The sequence below is a fragment of the Pseudomonas sp. GCEP-101 genome, from assembly GCF_025133575.1.
Lineage (GTDB): Bacteria > Pseudomonadota > Gammaproteobacteria > Pseudomonadales > Pseudomonadaceae > Pseudomonas > Pseudomonas nitroreducens_B.
This window is the reverse complement of the sequence record NZ_CP104011.1, coordinates 4848965-4868655: the sequence shown is the minus strand read 5'-3', so window position 1 is coordinate 4868655 and position 19691 is coordinate 4848965. Positions and strand designations below refer to the sequence as shown.

Here is a 19691-nt window from a genome sequence, read left to right as displayed (position 1 = left end):
TCAGGCCTCCGCCGGACGACGCGCCAGGCGCCGGCCGAGACCGAGGCGCCAACGGGCCGGCAACAGTCCCATCAGCCGCAGCACCAGCACGAAGCGACGCGGGAAAGCCAGCTCCAGCGGACGGGCCTCCAGGTGCTGGACGATATGCTCGGCGGCGCGCTCAACCGGCCACAGCATCGGCATGGGGAAGTCGTTGCGCCGGGTCAGGGGGGTGTCGACGAAGCCGGGGCTTACCAGGGTCGTGTCGATGGCCTCGGCCGCCAGATCGATGCGCAGCGATTCCAGCAGATAGCGCAGTGCCGCCTTGGACGCACCGTAGGCCCCGGCACGGGGCAATGCCAGCCAGGTCACCGCGCTGCCGATCACCACCAGGTGCGGGCGCAGACCTTGGCGAAGCAGCGGCAGGCACGCCTGGATGCACAGCGCGGCGCCGAACAGATTGGTCTTCATCACCCGCTGCACCAGGGCGGCATCGAACTGCCCTGGCTCCAGGTACTCGCAGGTTCCGGCGTTGAGCACCACGCGATCCAGCGCGCCCCAGGTCTGCTGGATGCGCCGCGCGATGTCGGCGACCTGCCCGGCATCCGTGATATCGCCGGGCACCACCAATACACGCTCGCCAAAGCGCTCCGCCAACGACTGCAGTGGCGCCGCCTGGCGAGCCGTCACTGCCAGGCTGTGGCCGTCGCCGAGCAGCCGCTCGGCCAGGGCGGCGCCGATTCCGCTGCTGGCGCCGGTCAGCCAGATGCGGCTCATGCCAGCCTCCGCTTGAGCCAGCGGATCACGCTGCCCATGAGCGGCAAGTGCTCGTAGAGCAGCGCGCCGGCGTCGAAGTAATCCCGGTGAAACTCCACCCGCTCGCCCCAGCGCAGATGGCTGCAGCCTTCCACCGCAACGCGCGCGCCCCCGGCCAGGCGCGGATGGCGGTAGTGCAAGGTCCAGCGCAGGTAGCCTTGGCCGGGCGCGACTTCATCGAAGCCGTGAAAGTCGTAGCGCAGCTCCTGCACGTTGGCGTAGAGCCCGGCGAAGTACCGGCGCAGGTCGGCAAGCCCGTCTACCCGGTGCAACGGGTCCTGGAAGCGGATGTTCTGGCTGTACAGCTCATCCAGGCGGTGGAGACTGGTCGCGTCGAGGGCGGCGAAGCGCCTGGCGAAGGATTGCAGAAACGAGGACATGGCAGGCTCCGGCAAATCCTGTACAACTTTTATTTTCTGTACAGGTATAAGCGAAGCCTACGGCATTAATTGTACAAATCAAGTCGCCTTGTACAATTTTTCACGACTTTTCGGCCGCACCCGGGCTGAGCGCGGCCAGCTGTACCTTGAGCGCCTCCACTTCGGCCTGCAACGTCTGCACGCGCTCCAGCGCCTCCATTTCGCGGCTGACGTCGCGCTGGATACCGATGAAATAGGTGAGCTGGTCCGCTTCGTTGCGCACCGGCGTGATCGACAGCTCGTTCCAGAATGGCGTGCCGTCCTTGCGGAAGTTGCGCAATACCTGGCGGCACGGCTGCCCAGCGCGGATCGCCTCGCGCACGGCCGCAAGCCCCGGCTGGTGCCGCTCGGCACCCTGGAGGAAGCGGCAATCCTGATAAAGGATGTCGTCCACGGCATAGCCGGTCAGGCGCTCGAAGGCCGCGTTGGCATAGATCAGGATGCTGTCCTCCCCCTCCTGCTCGGCCACCACGATGCCGTCGTTGGAGGCTTCGACCATCAATTGCAGGAGCTTGGCGTTGATCATGGTTTTCCTTCCGGTTCGCTACGATCTGCGTAGGTTAGTCGCGCGGCCCGGTACTGCCTAGCTCGGCCACAGGCCCGTTGCTGGTTTACAATCCATGCTCCTTTGCCGCCTGGCTGCGCCATGAACGACCTCTCGGATATCGACCCCAGCGAACTGTTGCCCATGCGCGAGGTGGTGCGCCTCACCGGCGTCAACCCGGTGACCCTGCGGGCCTGGGAGCGCCGCTACGGGCTGGTCAGCCCGCTGCGCACCGATGGCGGCCATCGCCTGTACACCCCCCGCGACCTGCAGACCATCCAGGACATCCTGCTGTGGTCCAGCCGGGGCATGGCGGTGGGCAAGATCGGCGAACTGCTGGCCCAGCGCCAACGCCAGGAACCGGAGAAGTCCAGCGATGAGCGCGACCACTGGCGCGAGGCATTTTCCCGCGCCGCGGCGGCGTTCGACCAGGCCGAGCTCGACCGGCTCTACGGCCAGGCCTACAGCATCTTCCCGACGGCCACGCTGCTGGAAGACATCCTGCTGCCGCTGTGGCGCTCCCTGCTGACGCTCAACGCCTACGGCGCCCGCAGCCAATGGCTGTTTCTCGACGCCTTCCTGCGCGCCCGGGTGCTCCTGCGCCTGCAGATGAGCCGCGAGGAATGCACCCGTGTGCTGCTGGCGGACGCCGCCGGCACCACGCAGGAATTCGAACTCCTCGCCGCCGGCCTGCTGCTGGGTGGCGAGGATGTACGCGTCCAGCCCATCGGCCCGGCCGCGCCGCTGGAGGAGTTGCCGCTGATCTGCGAGGCCACCCGGCCGGCCGCCCTGGTGCTGCTGCAGCACGTGGCCCTGCCCGCGGACATGCTCAAGCGCCTCGAACGACTGCAGATGGCCATCGAGTGCCCGCTCGCTTTGGTCGGCGAAGCCGCGGAGCAGATCGCCGCTGCCGTGCCCGGCGTCCCCATCGTTGCGCTGGGCAGCAGCCCGGCGAACAGCGCGCAGCGCCTGCGCCTCCTGTTGCGCGGGGCACTGGAGCGCTGACGGCCGGACCCTGCTCCGATCAGTGAATCTGTACAGTTTTATAAAATCGTACAGAATGACGACGTGCGCTGCAGCGACCTCGCGGCGCCTTCACTGTCCAACCCGCCAAACGGATCCGAGAATGGCCCGACCCCGCCATGTCGTTCTCGTCGAAGATGACGCCATCATGCAAATGCTGCTGGTCGACCTCCTCCAGGAATTGACCGACGGCTCCGTCCACCCCTTCGCCAAGGGCGAGGACGCCATCGCGTTCCTGCGCCAGCATCCCGAGATCGACCTGCTCATCACGGACGTCAACCTCGCTGGCGAGACCTCCGGCATCGAGGTTGCCCGGTTCGCCACCGAATCGATCCCCGCCCTGCCGGTGGTCGTGACATCCGCCATCCACTGGCACCGCCGCGGCATCCCACCCAGCGCCACCTTCCTGACCAAGCCCTTCACGGTCGAAGCGTTCGACCGAATGATTCGAGGGCTTATGCAGGGGTGATTCGTGCGCAGGGGCGTTGGGGCGGCAATCGGCCAGAAGCGGACGTTGGTGTGTTAATCCGCATTAAAAGACAGCGGGTTAGAAGTTGCGCGGCGATAATGGGGTATGTTGTCGCTCCACCGTGCCCTGGTGGAGTTTCACGAAAACGGTATTAGCCCCAACCGCCCGGGCATTCAACGCAGTCCTAATCCCTGTTTATTTCAGGGCAAGGTTTATGGGGGCTGGCGGTAGGAGTGGGGACATAAGTTGCACTCTTGAGTTCTTGCCTCTAAGGATCTCACAACTCCATATCGAAAACTCCTCCAAAATCAATAAATGGCGCCCTATTAATCGCTGTAAAATATGACAAGGGGAAGATATCTTCTACCGAGACGCTCTGCGCCCAATCTAGTTCACTCAAGAAGCTGTGAAGCTGCTCTTTTGATCGGGTGGCCATGTTCTTGTTCACGAAGAAGACTTTGTCATTAGCAAACAAGCCAATGGAAAATATATTCCCAAACCCAACGATATAGCCATCAAAGGATCGTCCAGCGGGGGTTGAAAATTTTGCTTTAAATGAAAGATCGAATATCGAATCCCCCAAATCATCAGTCGTCAGAACCGGATATTTCAATTCATCACTATCATCGTATCGCCAGATCGGATGTTCTTCATATTCCATTCGCCCTAGAAAATCTTTTGCCAAATTATTCTTCATGTGTTGAGTCCTTTCACCGGCCTAGTGCCAGGGTTTTGGAGGCGGGTGAATCCCCTCGTCTCTGCATTTACAGTGTGCCTCGTGATACTGGTCAGCGATAACAAGTCTACGAAGTTTTGTGTCCAACCTGATTCAGCCAAAGAGTCGTTTGAAGCGTCTTACGACCCTCAGGGTTTGTGCATTCGGTCAGTCACGCCGACTGAGATCCACGCCTTCCACTATGTCGAGGGATGACTGCATGTCAACACCGACGTCCGCTATGGGTCGGTAGCTACCCCACGTCACAGGCAAAAATCGGCCAGAAGCGGATGTTCCATCCAGCCCCACCTTCAACTTGGAAGCGAAAAAGCCGATTCGAGGGGCCTAGTCCTTAAGGGCACGCAATATTTCGAAGACTATCGGCCTCGCGTATTGCTCACCGGCGTCAGTTTTCCGGTGAATCACTGCTGCGAATCCATTCGCCTTGATCAAACGATTGATATAGCAAGAAAGCGGGTTGCGGTGGCCGGCGCAGGGAACCCAGGGCCGCCGTTTCAGCCGTGAGCTCCCTGCTGGGCCAGCCATTATTCGAGCGTTTGAGTCACAGCTTCGGGGTAGTAGGCGATCTGCAAGGTGCGGCGCTGTCCCATCAGTTGCCCGTCGCCGTACCAGGTGATGTTGTCCTGGCGCAGGGTCATGCCGTCGTTGCTGTATTCGTATTCGCCACCGTTGGAGGTACCGAAGGCGAAGCGTTCATTGTCCAGGCGCTTCAGGTCGAAGCGGGTGCCGGCCGGTGGCATCTGCTGCTTGACGCGCTTGAGGAAGGCCGGCGCCAGTTCGGAAAACAGCTCGCGCGTGCGAGCCTGGTACTGGGCATCGGTCAGGCCCGGCGTCTGCTGCAGTTTCTCGGCGATCAGCGTGAAGTACTCGGCATCCACGCGAGCCAGGGCCATGCGCACTGCCATGACCTCGCTCAGGCGTGCCTGGTCGACCTGCAGCTTGCCGTCGGCGCCCTTCTGTGCGGCGATGAACTGGGCGCCATCGACCTGGATGAGCGGCGCGGTGGCCAGGTACGCGGCACAGGCGATTTCCTGCCCGCTGTGATTGCCGCTGACCAGCAGGGCGGTCACCCCGCCCTTCTGCTTCAGGCCGGCGCTCGTCTCGCCGCTGGCGCTGACGAACCGGTCGACCTCCGACTGACTCATCTCGCCGCGCGCCAGGCCGCAGATGTGCTGCATGACGGCCGGGTTGCGCTTGCCATCCACCAGCGGCGACATGCTGAAGATCGCGTTGCGGATCACCGGCAGCGCGGGGTACTCCAGCGTGCGCAATGGTTGTGCAGGAGGCTTGGCAAGCGCACTGGCGGTGGTCTGGTCGGCCTCCTTGCAGCCGGCCAGCAGGCAGATGGGCAACAGCATTGCAGTCAGCCATTTACGGGAAGTGGTCATGGCTCATTCCTCGCTCTTGATGGGTTGCGCCACGGCGGCGGTGATTTCGACGGTGACCCGGCGGTTGGCTGCCAGGCAGCGGATCAGTTGGGCACGCGGGGCATCCGGGCAATCCGTGATCGGCTGTGCCGCGCCCACTCCCTGTACCTGCATCAGCGCGGCGGGCACGCCGGCGCCGAGGAGGTAGTCACGCACGGATTCAGCGCGGCGCAGCGAGAGGTCGAGGTTGTGGTCGCGCGACCCCAGGCGGTCGGTGTGTCCGGTGATGGCGATGGCTTTGGGCTGCTGCCCCTGGAGCTGCGCGGCCAGGCGCTGCAGCCTGGCCTGGCCCTCGGCGCTCAACCGGGCGCTGTCGAAAGCGAAGGCAGTGTCGGCGGCCAGGGTGAGGCGTTGCACCGGCTGCGGTGCGGGCGCCACGGTGGGCTTGAGCTGCTCCTGGCAGTCAACCGGGGAGTACAGGAAGCTCTGCGCCTGCATGTCCTTGTCGAACAGAACCTTGTACTGGCAGACCAGGTCGCTCTGGGCCGGGCGGCGGAAGCGCAGGATGTAGTCCCACTCGCGCACACCGAACAGACCTTCGTGGAAGTGCGGCGTGCCGAGCAGTTCGTACAGCTGGGCCTTGCTCATGCCCGGCTGGACCTTGGCCAGGTTCTCCAGACTCACGTAGCTGCCTTGCGGCCGGTAGGAGTCGCTGATCGACGGGAACTGCGGCGCGGCGCTGTGCCCCAGCTCATCGACGCTGCTGTGGGTGCCACAGGCCGCCAGCAGCAGGCTGGCGCAAGCGATGACGAGCGTGCGGACGGCGAAGGGTTTGAAAGTATTCATCTCGATCTCCTCGAAGAGGCCCGGCCGGAGCCGGGCCTGGATGGAAAAACTCACCATTGATAACCAACACCGACGGAGACGCCGGTATCGCCCTGACTGGTCGTGCTGCCCTGCAGCTTGGTGACCCATTTGCCGTTGTCGGAGATCTTCGACACGCCGACCGCCAGCGCACCCTGGCCGCGGTAATTGCCCAGGCCCACGGCAGCCATGCTGGCCCCCGGCGAATACGGCTGCGGCAGGGTCGCCATGACCATGGCGCCGGCGATGCCCGAACTCAGGATGTCATCCTGTTTCTTCAGGTCGTGGCGCAGCGCGTTGTAGCGGGAGTCGGTGTAGTCGTAGAACTGGTTGGAGATGTCACCCATGCTCTTCTGGAGCTGACCGACGTTCACGGCATCGGTGGCCGCCGTCCCCGCGGCGACGTTGGTGATCTGCCGTTCCTGACCGGCATTGCCCACCGAGACGCTGTTGTCGCGGTCGGCCACCGAGCCTGCGCCCAGGGCGACGGAGTTCGATGCCGGGGCGTCGGCTCCATTGCCCAGCGCCGTCGCGTTGCGGCCGGTCGCGCGGGCACCGCTGCCGATGGCGGCACTGTTGTCGCCGCTGGCTACAGCGCCTGCGCCGCCGGCCAGCGAGTCGGCACCGGTTGGGCGAGGCTTGGGCAGATGGCTGGTGTTGTTCACCTGGAACATGCCATCGGTGCCGTTCTGCAGCTGGGTGATGTCGGTCTTCGCCTGGGTGACCCGATTGTCTACGTTGTTGATGGTGCTGTTGATCGCATTGCCGTGGTCGCGCAGTTGCGACACGTTGACGGCATCGGTATCAGCCTCGCCGGCTTTCACGTTGGTGATCTGCCGTTCGTTGCCGGCGCTGCCCACCGAGACGCTGTTGTCGCGGTCGGCCACCGAGCCTGCGCCCAGCGCAACGCTGTCATTGGCCTGCGCAACGGATCCGGCACCCATGGCCAGGCTGCGCTCGCCACTGGCGGCAGCGCCCTCGCCCACGGCCACCGTGGAGGTACCACTGGCGTTGGCGCCGCTACCCATCGCGGCTGCACCGCTGCCGCTGGCACTGGCGTTGGCACCGATTGCGCTGGCGTTACCGGCGCTGGCAGTGGCGCCGTCCCCCACGGCGAGGGACGAGGAACCCGAAGCCTGGGCGGTCGGGCCGACGGCGATGGAGTCGGCTCCGCTGGCGACCGAATCGGCCTTCTCCGAAGTCGCGTGGAAGTACTTGGTGCGCCCCAGGGTGATGTTGCTGATCTGGGTGGTCACCTCATACAGCTGCGAGCCGTTGATGGCGTCCGTGGAGCCAGCGCTGACCTCCCCTGCCGCAACCTGGGTGATCCTGTTCGGCCCGCGCCCGCCGTGGCTGGCGTTGTAGGCACCGGTGCCGCCATTGGCCGCCGGGTCCCAGGCCAGGGCGTCCTGGGCCAGTTGCTCGGTGCGGTCGGCGACTCCCTTGAGTTGCGAGACGTTGACCGCGTCGGTTTCATCGGCGCCGGCCGCCACGTTGGTGACACGGCGCTCGGCACCGGCGGCGCCCACGGACACTTCGCCGGTAGCGGTGCCGGCCACCGCGGCTCCGGCAGCGGCATACGCCGGATGGCTGAGGTCGGCAGTGGTGGCGCTGTTGGCGCCCAGCGCCACGCTGTTGTCGGCCGTGGCACTGGCATTGCGGCCCAACGCCAGGGCACTGTCACCGCTGGCTTGCGCCTGGTAGCCAACCGCAGTGGAACCCTGCCCTTTCGCGTAGGCATCGTCTACCGGCAAGCCGTTGTCATTGGTGCGCGCGTAGCGGATACCGCGGCCGTTTTGCTGGACGTTGGTTTGGCTATCGTCACCAACGACTGCGCCTATCCGGTCGTCGACGATGCTGACACGATGATCGACGTTGGCGACCTGCTTGTCGGTTGCGTGCAGTTGCGAGCCATTGACCGCATCCATCGAACTGTCGGACAGCTCACCGGGAGCCACGTTGGTGATCTTGCTCGGCATGCCCCAATGGTTGGCGCTGAACGCGCCCTGACCGCCGTTGGCGCTCCAGTCCCAGAGCAGCGCATCCTGGGCGAGCTTCTCGGTGCGATCGGCCACGCCGCGCAGCTGCGAGACGTTCACCGCATCGGTGTCTTCGGCGCCCGCCGCCAGGTTGGTAATGCGCCGTTCGGCGCCAGGGGAGCCGACGGAGACCTCGCCGACCGGATTTTGGCCGGCAACCGGCATCCAGTACGGTGCATAGGCCCACAGGCCCAGGTTCGCCGTGGTGGTGCTGCCGGCGCCCAGCGCTACGCTGTTGTCCGTGGTGGCGGCGGCGCCGGTACCCAGCGCCACGGCGTTTTGCCCGCTGGCGAGTGCATTGTTGCCGATGGCTATCGACTCGACGCCGAGGGCACGCGTCCCCGTCTGGGCACCCGAGGAATCCGTGCCGACGTTGCCGATGGCCAGCGAGTTGGTCCCATCGATCTTGTTGTTCAGGCCGAGACGCCCGCCATTGACGAACAGCTCATTGCCCAGCGTCAGCGAGTTGGTGCCGTCGGCCTGGCTACCGGAGCCATAGAAGAGCACCCGGCCGGTCTGGGTGGATTTGTCGCCAGACTTGCAGTTGCTGTTGTTGCCGTCGTACTTCCAGCCCATGTCGCCGGTCACGCCCGTGTCATGGACGAAGACACAGCCCGAGTCGGTGCTGTCGTTGACGTACAGCCCGGGGTTGCCGGCGATGCCTTTCTCGTAGGCTGAGCCACCTGCCGCAACGGCGTCGCCCAGGCCGAGGCCACTGAGGGCGCCAACGCCCACCACGGCCAGAGTGCGACCGCTCTTGCCCGAGCGGCGGGCAAATTCGCAGGCCACGCACCAGCAGTGCTGGGCCCTGGACCAGACCAGACGATAAATCCTGTTCATGAGAAAACTCCTTCCAGGGGGTTGCCCTGGCGTGGATAGGGGGAATTCAGCGGGAAGACAGTTGCAGGGCGCGGCTGGACTGGATCAGCAGCGGGCGCTCCATGGCCGACGGCCGGGATTGGTCGAGGGCGCGCTGGTAGAGGCGCAGCGCGCCTGCAGGGTCCTGGCGGACGTAGTCCAGATAGGCGCCGGCGAACAGGCCTGCCTCGGTGCGCAGGTCACGCTTGACCGCGTCGGGGGCCTGCAGGGCATCGATTTCGGCGAACACCGCCGAGCTGTCGGTCTTGCCCTGGTACAGGGCAACCAGCGCGTGCTGCTGGGCAGTGACGGCCTTGATGCCACGGGCGAGTTTCTGCACCCGCGCCTTGGCGGCATCCGGCTTGAGCCCGGCATCGCTGGCGCCGCGAGCACCGAGCCACAGCCCCCAGAGGCCGGCATAGGCCTGGATCTGCGGATTCGATGAGTGCTTCTGCAGGTCGGCGAAGGCATTGCGCGCCAGGTCGAAGCGAGCCAGGGCGGCCAGGTTCACCGCCGAAGGCACGGCGACGATGGCGCTCTGATCGCTGCCCTTGAGCGCGTCGTAGAACTGCCGGGCGCGCATATGACGGCCGTTGGCATCTTCGAGGAAGGCCTGCTCCGCCAGAGCACGGGTGCCGCCCTGTCCTTCGGCCGCCGCTTCGCGAAGCAGGGCCTGGGCGGCGGCGAGGTCGCCTTCGAGCAGTTGCTGGTGGGCCAGCAGCACCATGGGCTGGGCAGGCTGCTTCGCGGCGCCGACCGGGTCGGCAAGGGCGACGCCGCTGCCGATCAATAGCGCAATGGCGAGCATGGACAGGGCGCCGGAGCGGCGCGAAAGAGAGGATTTCGAGGTGAGGTTCATGGCGGCAACTCCGCAAATGGACGAGTTGCGCACATGCTAGGAAGGGGGCCGCCCGAGCGAACTCAGAGTCCTTCAGGCGACGCCATCGGAGTTATTCGATAGTCGCTACTGGCTGGCCAGAAGCAGCTCAAGTTCGAGGCTCACATTCACGTCATCGTCGATACGCTCACACAGGAATCTGCCCCCCATGAGCTCGGCCAGACGTTCGGCGCGGCTACGATCGATGATGCTGTCCCTGGCCGTCTGGCCGGACATCGCCAGCAACCCCCAGACTCGGCCATGCTCGCGCAGCGCCAGTTCCAGGCGCACTTTCACCGGAACCTCGGCATCGGCGCGAAACAGCGCCAGGGTGGTGGTGATCCACTCCGAGAAGACCGCCGTATCGATCCGGACGCGGCCGACAGGGCTGCGAGGGACGCGCAGCATGCTCGCCGAGTGCCCGGTCAGGCTGCGCTGTATCAGCGTGGGCAGGTCGCCCACCACGGGCGAGGTGGCCACCTTCCCCTCCTCCAGTGCGCACACGCGACGCAAACGCTCCAGGCGCGCCGTGAGGTCGGGCAGGCCGGGCGTGGCGGGATGCAGCTTCAAGTCCTCCAGACGCCCCGCCAGTTCGGCCAGCGACGAGAGATAGAACGCGGAGCGCTGGCGCAGTCGCGCCTCGGCGACCAGTGCACGGTCGCGCAATTCGAGCAGGTGCTCCTCGCTGGCGGTGATGTCCTGCAGCCCGCCGAGCATGCCGGACAGCCTGCCGTTGAGGTCGCGGTACGGCACCATCCAGTAATGCAGCACCCGTGGCTCCCCGAAAATCTCGACACGGTTGGTCACCGCGATAGGTACGCCGTCATTGACCAGCCGGCGGAATGTCTCCGGGAGGGTTTCGCGCAATGCCGGCGGGAACCAGCGGGCATCGGTGAGGCCGGAATCGAGTGCCTCTTCGGCAGTGATACGGAAGTGGTCGAGGAAACGCTGGTTACAGAACAGCAATCGCCCCTCGATCGATCGCACGAACATCGGATTCGGCGCTGAGTCGACCAGGCTGCGCAGCATGCCCAGCTCCAGCGGCAAGCTGTCCTGCGTGACCGCGCCAGCCGGGGGCTGATCCCCCACCAGACCATTGCGCCGGGCGATTTCCGCCAGCTCGACGCTGGAGCCCACGTGCAGCTTTTCGAGAAGATGCCCCTTGTAGGTGCTGACCGTTTTGAAGCTGATCCGCAGTTGCTCCGCAATGCGGATATTCGAGTTGCCCTCTGCAATCAGCTGTAGAACGGCCAGCTCGCGCGGCGTCAGCCCCTCCAGCTCGTTGCCGGGCCCGGGCTGCATATGCTCGCGGGCAAAATGCGCGCGCCCGGCCAGCACGTCGACTATCGCCCTGTGCAGGTCGCTCAGGTCCTCATCCTTGCTGACAAAGCCACTGGCGCCTGCCTGAAAACACAGCGGCGCAAAATGCGACGGGTTCTGCCGGCTGTACACCAGCAACTTCTGTTTCGGCTCGCGTGCGCGCAGCCTGCGCAGCAGATCGAGTCCGCCAGCCCCGCCCAGGGCAAGTTCCAGTATCACCAGGTCAACCTGCACCCTGCGGGAATGGCTCAACGCGGAGAGCACGTCCTCCGCCTCCGCCGCCACCACGTGCCCCATACCTTCCAACAGATCCCGCAATGCGCTGCGCACAATGGGCGTCGGATCCACCAGCAGAACCGTTGCCATCCCCCGCTCTCCTTAAATCTGCGCGTCCCGCGCAGAAGCATAGGCGAGCCGTGATCGGAGGATGGGGTGGCAACGTGGAGCCGACGTCGGTTTCGTTACGGTCCGCTCGGGGGCGGCAGGTCCCTCCCCGAGTCACTATCGGGCCAATAAGCTTGTCCGCGCAGCATTCGGCATTGGCACCAGCGTCAGCCTACCCGCCGCATTGCCCCGCTCGCGTCTTCGGGAACCGCGAATGTCGTTTCCACGTAATGCCGGGCATGAATGACTGGCGGCGGGACAACAGGGGGATCCAGCGCTTCTCCCGAGAAGCAGCGCAGGTGATTGGTCACCATGTCGTAGCCGGACAGATGACTGAAGGCGACCCCGCCAGAAAAGCGCGGGTTGATGTCCATCACCAGAGGCCAGTCGCCTCCGACCAGGAACTCGATATTGATGCAGCCATCGAGGTCCAGCGCTGATGCAACCTGCGTCGCCGCATCGATCAGGATGGGTTCGTCCAGCATTCTCACCGTCACCCCCGCGCCGTTGGAGGTTCGCACCAGTTCCTGGCGCGCCATGGCGGCGGTTTGCCCGGTGCTGCGCTGCCGGACGATGTCAACGACGCACACATCGCCGTCGAGCAGTGGCTGGACCACGTAGGGTCGGCTCCTGAGCTTCTTGCACAGGTAGCTCAGGTCGTCCGCATCCAGGATGCGCGCCAGCCCCTCGCTGCTTCGTCCATCGCGCGGCTTGGCGTGTAGCGGGAATGGCAGCTGCTCCACGTCCGGATCGTCCATGCGCCAGGTGGGGATGGGGTGTACGACGGGGTGGTCCCGAAAAAACTCGTAGACGCGCCATTTGTTCCGGCTGATGCGGACGGTTTCCGGCGGTGCCATGCACAGGGTGATACCCCGCTCGGAAAACGCCTGCCGGTGCGGGTTGAAGGCATCGACCTCCAGATCGATCAACGGCAGCACATGGGTCACCTGCTCCAGCTGGCAGATCTCCAGCACCCGCGCGATATAGGCGGGAATCTCGCGGGCGGGTGGAACCTGGTGGAAGGCATCCAGCAGGACCGAGGCCGCACTCCACTCCCGTGCCAGGGTGTTGATACCGATCACCCGGGCCCGGGGCACCCGGCGCAGCGATTGAATGACCGCTTCGGCGCAAAGCGAGCCTATGGCGGTGACCAGGTAGGTCGGCGGGCGACCCGAGCCAAGTTGACTGTCCAATTGAATACTCTGCCAGCAGTACGCCAATAAACAGGGCAGAACAACGACGTCCCTCTTTTCACACCCTCATGTGGCTCCGTCTGAGCCTTCACACTGCGGCTCAAAAGGAACCCGAGTTTTCCAGCCTGGCACTCCTGCCGTCCTCAACCGCGCTGTATACGCAGACTGCGCGCGCAATCCTTAAAGGAACCTGAAGCGCACCGACACCGCCTCGGTGGCCACCCGGGGCCGGATTGACCGGCCAGCCCGCAAGCCGCTGATTCACTCCGCCGAGCCGGCGCACCGCCACTTCAGACTACGTTCAGATTCGCCGCTGATACTCCCCCTCATCGAACGACCCCGGGGGGATCATCCATGACCCAGCAAGAATGGAGCGCACTGTTTCCATTCCACTTTGGATCCGTCATCGAGCGGCAGGCTCGTCTGACCTTGCGCCGCGACGGCGACGGCGACGGCGACGGCGACGGCGATCGTGGGGAGCTTGAAGCCTTCATCCATGCGCGCTTCGAGTCCATCCACCACGCGGACGTCCACCACTTTCTACCGGAACTGATCGGCCTGCAGGACAGCCATGGACGGCTGATCGCCGCGGCCGGCATGCGTCCGGCCAGCCAGGGGGCGCTGTTTCTCGAACGTTACCTCGACGAGCCGCTGGAAGGCGTGGTGTCGCGTCTTGCCGGTCGCGCTGTCGCGCGTGAGCAATTGGTCGAGGTGGGCAATCTTGCTGCGTTGAGCGCAGGCAGTGCGCGCGTGATCATCACGGCGGTGACCTGGCTGCTGGCTGCGCGCGGTCTGCAATGGGTCGCCTTCACCGGCGCTTCCACCCTGGTCAACAGCTTCCACCGGCTAGGGCTGGAGCCGACTGTCATTGCCGAAGCCGACCCGCAACGCCTGAACGGCGAGATGGCCAGCTGGGGCAGCTACTACGCCCAGCATCCGCTGGTCTATGCCGGCAATATCGGTTACGGCCACGACGAACTGGAACGCACCGGCGTGTACAAGCGCATGGGTTTCCCGATGTTGCTGCAGGAGACCGGCCATGCCGCATGAGGTGAACGCTTTCCGCGACGTACTGCGCGCGCATGCCACGGAGCGGGCCGCGCAACCGGCCATACGCGGGCTCACCGGCACCATCGGCTATGCCCAGTTGCTGGCTGAAGTCGAGCAGCGTGAAGCGTGGCTGCGCGATCAACCCCCAGGCCCATTCGTCCTGGGCCTGGAGAATGGCGCCGAAGCGCTGTTCTGGGACCTGGCCGCGCTCTTCGCCGAGCGCCCTTGCGTCATCCTGCCGCCGTTCTTCAGCGCCACGCAGCGTCTGCACTGCCTGATGCAAACCCAGGCCACCGTCGCCCTTGCCGACGACGGATTCGCTGAGGATCTGCGGGCCGCCGGCTTTACCCGCGGCGAGCGCTTCTGGGAGCGGCCGGCGGTGGTCGACGCTGGCCTGCCCGCAGGTACCGCCAAGGTCACCTACACCTCCGGCAGCACCGGCTCGCCCAAGGGCGTATGCCTGAGCGCCGCGTCGCTGCTCTGCGTGGCACGGGAGCTGGAGGCGGCAAGTCGCCCCTGCGGGCCGACGAAGAATCTCGCCGTGCTGCCGCTGGCCGTCCTGCTGGAAAACCTCGGCATCTATGCTGCCCTGCTGGCCGGCGCCAGCATCACGCTCTACCCGCAGGCGCAGATGGGGATCGGCGGCGCCAGCCAGGTCGACTGGAAGCGCTTCCTGGGGACCATCGCCCTCAGCGGTGCCGAAAGCCTGATCCTGGTGCCGCAACTCCTGCTGGGCCTGGTCACCGCCATCGAACGCGGACAGATGAAGGTCGGCGCCCTGCGCTTTGTCGCCGTGGGCGGCGCGCGCGTGGCGAGCAGCCTGCTGCAGCGGGCGGAAGCCATGGGGCTGCCGGTCTTCGAAGGCTACGGGCTGTCCGAGTGTGCGTCCGTGGTGTGCCTGAACCGCCCCGGCGATCGGCACCCCGGGAGCGTGGGCCGGCCCCTCCCCCACGTCCAGGTGCGCCTTGCCGACGACGGCGAAGTCCTGGTGCGCGGGTCCACCCTGTTGGGCTATCTGGGCGAGCCCGCTTTCGCAGGTGACTGGTGGCCCACCGGCGATCTCGGCCATTTCGATGCGGCCGGCTTCCTGTATCTCGCGGGCCGCAAGAAAAACCAGTTCATCACCAGCTTCGGGCGCAACGTCAATCCCGAATGGATCGAGGCCGAACTGTCCCAGACCGGCGTGATCCTCCAGGCCTTCGTCCACGGCGAGGGGTTGCCGCGCAACGTCGCGCTGCTGTGGCCACTGGATCCCGGCATCAATGACGCGCTCATCGACCAGGCCGTGCAGCACTGCAACGCCGGCCTGCCCGATTACGCCCGGGTGCACGCCTGGAGACGCCTGCCCAGCCCCTTCAGGGGGGCGGAAGGAACCCTCACCAGCAACGGCCGGCCACGGCGCGAGGAGATCCTTCGCCGCTACCAGCCGCTCATCACCGAACTCTCGCCAGCCTGAGGTCTGCCATGAATTTCTTCGACACGCTCCAATCAGCCACCACCCAGGAACGCCAGGCCCTGTTCAGCGTTCCGGTCATCCGCGACGCCCTGGGCGGCGTCGTCAGCCTGGAGGGTTATATCGCCTTTCTCACCCAGGCCTACCACCACGTTCGCCACACCGTTCCGCTGATGATGGCGTGCGGGGCGCGCCTGCCCAGCCGGCTCGAATGGCTGCGCGGCGCGGTCTGCGAGTACATCGAAGAAGAATACGGCCACGAGCAGTGGATCCTCAACGACATCGCAGCCTGCGGCGGCGACCCGGAGCAGGTGCGCAACAGCCGTCCCAGCCTGCCGATCGAGCTGATGGTGGCGTTCCTCTACGACCTGATCGCCCGGGACAATCCCGTCGGGCTGTTCGGCATGGTCAACGTCATCGAGGGTACCAGCATCGCCCTCGCCACGCAGGCCGCCGGCAGCATCCAGCAGGGGCTGGGCCTGCCGCCGAACGCGTTCAGCTACCTGAGCTCCCATGGCGCGCTGGACCAGGACCACATGGCGACTTATCGCGGGTTGATGAACCGTCTGGATCGCCCGGAAGACCAGGAGGCGGTGATTCATTCCGCCAAGGTCGTCTACCAACTCTACACCGAGATGTTCCGCGGCCTGCCGCGAGCCCACCAGCTCGAGGTGCAGCATGCGCTTGCCTGAGTCATTTGTGGTGTTGACCGGCGCCAGCGGCGGCATCGGCCTGGAGCTGGCCAGCCAGCTCTGCGCAGGCGGCGCGCGGGTGCTGGCGGTCAACCGGCAGATAGGTGGCCTGGCGGCACTCATGAAGCGCTACCCCGAACAGCTTCGCTGGCAGTGTGCCGACCTGCGGACCCGCAGTGGGCGGCAGGACGTGGTCACCGCCGCCGGGGCCATGGGTGGTGTGAACGTGCTGATCAACGCCGCAGGCGTGAACCGCTTCGCCCTGCTGGAGCAGATCGACGAGGACACCCTGGACGACCTGCTGGATCTCAACATCAAGGCCCCGCTGCAACTGACTCGCCTGTTGCTGCCGTTGCTGCGCGAGCAGCCCCATGCGCTGGTGGTGAACGTCGGCTCCATCTACGGCTCCATCGGCTATCCGGGGTACGCCACCTACAGCGCCAGCAAGTTCGCCCTGCGCGGATTCTCCGAAGCGCTTCGGCGCGAATTGGCCGACACCACGGTCGACGTGCTCTACGCCGCCCCGCGCGCCACCCGCACCGCGATGAACACCTCCGCCGCCAACGCGCTCAACCAGGCGCTGAAGGTGGGCATGGATGACCCGGTCGACGTCGCGCGGGCCGTGCTCGCGGCCGTGCAGAGCCAGCGCAGCGAGTTGTACCTGGGCTGGCCGGAAAAGCTCTTCGTACGCCTCAATGGCATGCTGCCCGGGCTGGTCGACCGCGCCTTGCGCAAGCAGCTGCCACTGATCCGCCGCTACAGCGATGCCAACGCCAAGGAGCAGAGCAAATGAAGCGCCTGATACTCGCCAGCCTGCTGGCCCTCTCGCCACTGACCTGGGCACTGGACCCGGCGGGCAGCCAGCAGCTTGGCGCGATCCAGCAGCGCTGGGCGCAGATCCAGTACCGGTTGCCCGAGGCACAGCGCGCGGCCGCCTTCGAAAAGCTGGCGAGCGACGCGGAAGCCTTCACACGCGAGCAGCCCCAGGCCGCGGAAGCCTGGATCTGGAGCGGCATCGTCACCAGCAGTTGGGCCGGCGCCACCGGTGGGCTGGGTGCGCTGGGCAAGGTGAAGGCCGCCCGCGCAAGCCTGGAGAAGGCCCTGGCGCTCGATCCGAGCGCACTTCAGGGCTCGGCCTATACCAGCCTCGGTGCGCTGTATGACCGGGTACCGGGCTGGCCGATCGGATTCGGCGATTCGGACAAGGCCGACGGCCTGCTGCGCAAGGCGCTGCAATTGAACCCCGACGGTATCGACAGCAATTACTTCTGGGGAGACCACCTCTATCGCCAGGGGCATTACGCCGAGGCGCGCGCCGCCTTGCAGAAGGCGCTCCAGGCACCGCCACGGCCCGGGCGCGAAGTGGCCGATCAGGGTCGCCGCGGCGAAATCGATGCTTTACTCAAGACCATCAAGGACAAGCAGGACTGAGCATGCGGCTGCTGGTGGTCGAAGACGATCCCGCTCTGGGAGAAGGTATCTGCACCGGATTGCGCCAGGAGGGCTACACCATCGACTGGCTGCAGGATGGCGCAAGCGCATGGCACGCCTTGCAGCAGGAGACGTTCGATCTGGTCGTACTGGACCTTGGGCTTCCCCGCCTGGACGGCATCGAGGTGCTGCGGCGACTGCGCGCGGCGGGCGACGCGGTGCCCGTGCTGATCCTCACCGCGCGGGATGCCACCGATGACCGCATCGCCGGCCTGGATGCCGGCGCCGACGATTACCTGGTCAAGCCGTTCGACCTCAACGAACTGAAGGCTCGCCTGCGGGCCCTGCTGCGCCGCAGCGCCGGGCGCGCCAAGGTGGTGATCGAACACGCCGGGGTGACCCTCGACCCGACTACCCGGCAGGTCAGCTACCAGGGGCATCCCGTCATCCTGACGCCCAAAGAGTATCGCCTGCTTCACGAACTGCTCTCCCAGCCAGGCAAGGTCTTCACGCGCGAGCGCCTGACCCAGCTTCTCTACGGATGGGATGAAGAACCCGAGAGCAACACGCTGGAAGTGAACGTCTACCACCTGCGCAAGAAGCTCTTCAACGACCTGATCCGCACCGTCCGCGGGATCGGCTACCTGGTGGAAGGCAAGGCATGAGTTCGCTGCGCCAGCGCACGCTCTGGCGGGTCATGCTGCTGTTGCTGGTCGGTACCAGCCTGCTCGCGCTCTACAACTACCACGACAGCAGCCACGAGATCGACGAGATCTACGACGCGCACCTGGCGCAGAACGCCCGGCTCCTGCAGGGCGTGATGAGCATGCCGCTGGACGACAGGGATCGCCATGCCCTGTATCTCGCGTTCAACGACGCGCTGAACCAGGCGGGCAAGGATCGGGGCGGCCACCCCTATGAGAGCAAACTCGCCTTCCAGGTATGGCGCATCAACGGCGAAGTGCTGGTGCACACGGCCAGCGCCCCGAGCTTCACGCGCCCGATCAGCGAGCCGGGCTTCTCCAACATCCAGGTTGGCGAGCAGCAATGGCGCAGCTTCGTGCTTCCGGCGCCGGAGCGGCAGCTGGTGATCTGGGTCGGTGAGCGCAACGACGTGCGCGACGACCTCATCGGCCGTATCGTTCGCCACACCCTGTTTCCCTTCCTGATCGGCAGCCTTGCGCTGGCGTTGCTGGTGTGGCTGGCCATCGGCTGGGGGCTGCAACCGCTGCAGAACATGACGCGGGTCATCCGCGCGCGGCATGCCGAGTCGCTGGAGCCGCTGCAGCTGGTACCGCTGCCTCGGGAGCTGGAACCCATGCAGGCAGCGCTCAACCGCCTGCTGGGACAGATCGACGATCTGCTGCACCGGGAGCACCGCTTCATCGCCGACGCCGCCCACGAGATGCGCACGCCCCTGGCGATCCTCCGCCTGCATGCGCAGAACGCCCTGGAAGCGAAGAGCGCCGCCGAGCGCGACAAGGCCCTGGGGTTCCTGGTGGGCGGCGTCGACCGCCTGAGCCGGGTGGTCAACCAGTTGCTGACCATGGCGCGCATCGAGCCGCGCCTCGGGCAGCGCCATTGGCAGGCGGTCGATCTGGCCGCGGTCGCCACGGAAACCCTGGCGGAAATGACGCCCTGGATCCTCGACCAGGGCCTGGAGCCCTCGCTGGACATCGCCGAGGGCAGCTACCGGCTGCAAAGCGACGCGGGCGCCCTGGGCATTGCCCTGCAGAACCTGGTAGCGAACGCAGCGAACCACTCGCCTGCCGGGGGACGCATCAGCGTCACGCTGCAACGCGAAGGCGCCGTCTTCGTCCTCAGCGTCGACGACCAGGGGCCCGGGATCGACGAGCAGGACCTCGATCGGGTTTTCGAGCGTTTCTACAGCAAGGGCTCCGAGAACGGCGCCGGGCTGGGCCTGTCCATCGTGGCGATGATCATGGAGCGGCTCGGCGGCAGCGTGCAGTTGACCAACCTGCCCGCGGGCGGGCTGCGCGCCACCCTCCGGGTGACGCCGGGGTCCTGAGCTGTGCTGCTCGCGCCACTCGCGAGTGCATTCGCGGACGCATGTGGTCATGGCGCCGACCTTGAGGGCAGCGGGACGATATAGCGCTAACGGAACGATAAATTCCATAAAGATATTAGAAAAATATTTTTTATGTCGTTCTAATCTT

General features: G+C 65.6%; 19 protein-coding genes. 9 read left to right on the top strand and 10 right to left on the bottom strand.

Features of this window, described 5'->3' with window-relative positions:
* From N0B71_RS22170 to N0B71_RS22160, 3 genes are all read right to left on the bottom strand, one after another.
* Positions 1–756: an SDR family NAD(P)-dependent oxidoreductase gene (locus N0B71_RS22170; protein ID WP_259754940.1), complete on the bottom strand. Its 756-nt coding sequence runs from the start codon at positions 754–756 to the stop codon at positions 1–3.
* Positions 753–1175 (bottom strand): nuclear transport factor 2 family protein, encoded by a 423-nt coding sequence (locus N0B71_RS22165; RefSeq protein ID WP_259754939.1) that lies wholly within the window; start codon positions 1173–1175, stop codon positions 753–755. Before N0B71_RS22165 ends, N0B71_RS22170 begins: the two co-directional genes overlap by 4 nt.
* Before the next feature lie 100 nt (positions 1176–1275).
* The gene (locus tag N0B71_RS22160; protein ID WP_259754938.1) at positions 1276–1740 is read right to left on the bottom strand and encodes a PAS domain-containing protein; all 465 of its coding nucleotides are present in this window, start codon (positions 1738–1740) and stop codon (positions 1276–1278) included.
* A gap of 120 nt (positions 1741–1860) precedes the next feature.
* Here N0B71_RS22160 and N0B71_RS22155 point away from each other — a divergent pair, with 120 nt between their 5' ends.
* Positions 1861–2763, top strand: a complete 903-nt coding sequence (locus tag N0B71_RS22155; protein ID WP_259754937.1) for a MerR family transcriptional regulator — start codon at positions 1861–1863, stop codon at positions 2761–2763.
* A gap of 121 nt (positions 2764–2884) precedes the next feature.
* On the top strand, positions 2885–3250 hold the full coding sequence (locus N0B71_RS22150) for a response regulator (RefSeq protein ID WP_259754936.1): 366 nt from the start codon (positions 2885–2887) through the stop codon (positions 3248–3250).
* 277 nt (positions 3251–3527) lie between these two features.
* Here the strand turns inward: N0B71_RS22150 and N0B71_RS22145 are convergent, their stop codons facing one another.
* The 7 genes from N0B71_RS22145 to N0B71_RS22115 form a co-directional block, all read right to left on the bottom strand.
* Positions 3528–3947: a hypothetical protein gene (locus tag N0B71_RS22145; RefSeq protein WP_259754935.1), complete on the bottom strand. Its 420-nt coding sequence runs from the start codon at positions 3945–3947 to the stop codon at positions 3528–3530.
* A 563-nt stretch (positions 3948–4510) separates the two neighbouring features.
* Positions 4511–5374: a hypothetical protein gene (locus N0B71_RS22140; RefSeq protein ID WP_259754934.1), complete on the bottom strand. Its 864-nt coding sequence runs from the start codon at positions 5372–5374 to the stop codon at positions 4511–4513.
* 3 nt (positions 5375–5377) lie between these two features.
* Positions 5378–6199, bottom strand: coding sequence for an OmpA family protein (locus tag N0B71_RS22135; protein ID WP_259754933.1), 822 nt, complete (start codon positions 6197–6199; stop codon positions 5378–5380).
* A 50-nt stretch (positions 6200–6249) separates the two neighbouring features.
* Entirely contained in the window at positions 6250–9096 is a 2847-nt protein-coding gene (locus tag N0B71_RS22130; RefSeq protein WP_259754932.1) for a YadA-like family protein, read from the bottom strand.
* Positions 9097–9142: 46 nt separating this feature from the next.
* On the bottom strand, positions 9143–9973 hold the full coding sequence (locus N0B71_RS22125; protein WP_259754930.1) for a hypothetical protein: 831 nt from the start codon (positions 9971–9973) through the stop codon (positions 9143–9145).
* Positions 9974–10078: 105 nt separating this feature from the next.
* Positions 10079–11677 (bottom strand): response regulator, encoded by a 1599-nt coding sequence (locus N0B71_RS22120; protein ID WP_259754929.1) that lies wholly within the window; start codon positions 11675–11677, stop codon positions 10079–10081.
* A 185-nt stretch (positions 11678–11862) separates the two neighbouring features.
* Positions 11863–12888: an ATP-grasp domain-containing protein gene (locus N0B71_RS22115; RefSeq protein ID WP_259754928.1), complete on the bottom strand. Its 1026-nt coding sequence runs from the start codon at positions 12886–12888 to the stop codon at positions 11863–11865.
* Positions 12889–13242: 354 nt separating this feature from the next.
* Here N0B71_RS22115 and N0B71_RS22110 point away from each other — a divergent pair, with 354 nt between their 5' ends.
* Genes N0B71_RS22110 through N0B71_RS22080 form a run of 7 tightly spaced genes read left to right on the top strand, consistent with a single transcriptional unit; the run spans position 13243 to position 19543 of the window.
* Positions 13243–13938, top strand: coding sequence for a thermostable hemolysin (locus N0B71_RS22110; protein ID WP_259754927.1), 696 nt, complete (start codon positions 13243–13245; stop codon positions 13936–13938).
* Complete coding sequence (locus tag N0B71_RS22105) at positions 13928–15394, top strand: AMP-binding protein (protein ID WP_259754926.1); 1467 nt, start codon at positions 13928–13930, stop codon at positions 15392–15394. The genes N0B71_RS22110 and N0B71_RS22105 overlap by 11 nt, the downstream gene beginning before the upstream one ends.
* A gap of 8 nt (positions 15395–15402) precedes the next feature.
* Positions 15403–16083: a TenA family transcriptional regulator gene (locus tag N0B71_RS22100; protein ID WP_259754924.1), complete on the top strand. Its 681-nt coding sequence runs from the start codon at positions 15403–15405 to the stop codon at positions 16081–16083.
* The gene (locus N0B71_RS22095; protein WP_259754922.1) at positions 16070–16876 is read left to right on the top strand and encodes an SDR family oxidoreductase; all 807 of its coding nucleotides are present in this window, start codon (positions 16070–16072) and stop codon (positions 16874–16876) included. The genes N0B71_RS22100 and N0B71_RS22095 overlap by 14 nt, the downstream gene beginning before the upstream one ends.
* A complete protein-coding gene (locus N0B71_RS22090; RefSeq protein WP_259754920.1) occupies positions 16873–17514 on the top strand; it encodes a tetratricopeptide repeat protein in 642 nt (213 codons plus the stop codon). Before N0B71_RS22095 ends, N0B71_RS22090 begins: the two co-directional genes overlap by 4 nt.
* A gap of 2 nt (positions 17515–17516) precedes the next feature.
* Positions 17517–18179 (top strand): response regulator, encoded by a 663-nt coding sequence (locus N0B71_RS22085; RefSeq protein ID WP_259754919.1) that lies wholly within the window; start codon positions 17517–17519, stop codon positions 18177–18179.
* A complete protein-coding gene (locus tag N0B71_RS22080; protein WP_259754917.1) occupies positions 18176–19543 on the top strand; it encodes a sensor histidine kinase in 1368 nt (455 codons plus the stop codon). The genes N0B71_RS22085 and N0B71_RS22080 overlap by 4 nt, the downstream gene beginning before the upstream one ends.
* Positions 19544–19691 lie beyond the last annotated feature (148 nt).

Bases quoted from the DNA above. Each gene is read 5' to 3' on its own strand.
- N0B71_RS22145 (WP_259754935.1), bottom strand. From the start codon at position 3,947: ATGAAGAATAATTTGGCAAAAGATTTTCTAGGGCGAATGGAATATGAA.
- N0B71_RS22090 (WP_259754920.1), top strand. From the start codon at position 16,873: ATGAAGCGCCTGATACTCGCCAGCCTGCTGGCCCTCTCGCCACTGACC.
- N0B71_RS22120 (WP_259754929.1), bottom strand. From the start codon at position 11,677: ATGGCAACGGTTCTGCTGGTGGATCCGACGCCCATTGTGCGCAGCGCA.
- N0B71_RS22165 (WP_259754939.1), bottom strand. From the start codon at position 1,175: ATGTCCTCGTTTCTGCAATCCTTCGCCAGGCGCTTCGCCGCCCTCGAC.
- N0B71_RS22160 (WP_259754938.1), bottom strand. From the start codon at position 1,740: ATGATCAACGCCAAGCTCCTGCAATTGATGGTCGAAGCCTCCAACGAC.
- N0B71_RS22130 (WP_259754932.1), bottom strand. From the start codon at position 9,096: ATGAACAGGATTTATCGTCTGGTCTGGTCCAGGGCCCAGCACTGCTGG.
- N0B71_RS22080 (WP_259754917.1), top strand. From the start codon at position 18,176: ATGAGTTCGCTGCGCCAGCGCACGCTCTGGCGGGTCATGCTGCTGTTG.
- N0B71_RS22095 (WP_259754922.1), top strand. From the start codon at position 16,070: ATGCGCTTGCCTGAGTCATTTGTGGTGTTGACCGGCGCCAGCGGCGGC.
- N0B71_RS22085 (WP_259754919.1), top strand. From the start codon at position 17,517: ATGCGGCTGCTGGTGGTCGAAGACGATCCCGCTCTGGGAGAAGGTATC.
- N0B71_RS22170 (WP_259754940.1), bottom strand. From the start codon at position 756: ATGAGCCGCATCTGGCTGACCGGCGCCAGCAGCGGAATCGGCGCCGCC.
- N0B71_RS22105 (WP_259754926.1), top strand. From the start codon at position 13,928: ATGCCGCATGAGGTGAACGCTTTCCGCGACGTACTGCGCGCGCATGCC.
- N0B71_RS22100 (WP_259754924.1), top strand. From the start codon at position 15,403: ATGAATTTCTTCGACACGCTCCAATCAGCCACCACCCAGGAACGCCAG.
- N0B71_RS22150 (WP_259754936.1), top strand. From the start codon at position 2,885: ATGGCCCGACCCCGCCATGTCGTTCTCGTCGAAGATGACGCCATCATG.
- N0B71_RS22140 (WP_259754934.1), bottom strand. From the start codon at position 5,374: ATGACCACTTCCCGTAAATGGCTGACTGCAATGCTGTTGCCCATCTGC.
- N0B71_RS22110 (WP_259754927.1), top strand. From the start codon at position 13,243: ATGACCCAGCAAGAATGGAGCGCACTGTTTCCATTCCACTTTGGATCC.
- N0B71_RS22135 (WP_259754933.1), bottom strand. From the start codon at position 6,199: ATGAATACTTTCAAACCCTTCGCCGTCCGCACGCTCGTCATCGCTTGC.
- N0B71_RS22125 (WP_259754930.1), bottom strand. From the start codon at position 9,973: ATGAACCTCACCTCGAAATCCTCTCTTTCGCGCCGCTCCGGCGCCCTG.
- N0B71_RS22155 (WP_259754937.1), top strand. From the start codon at position 1,861: ATGAACGACCTCTCGGATATCGACCCCAGCGAACTGTTGCCCATGCGC.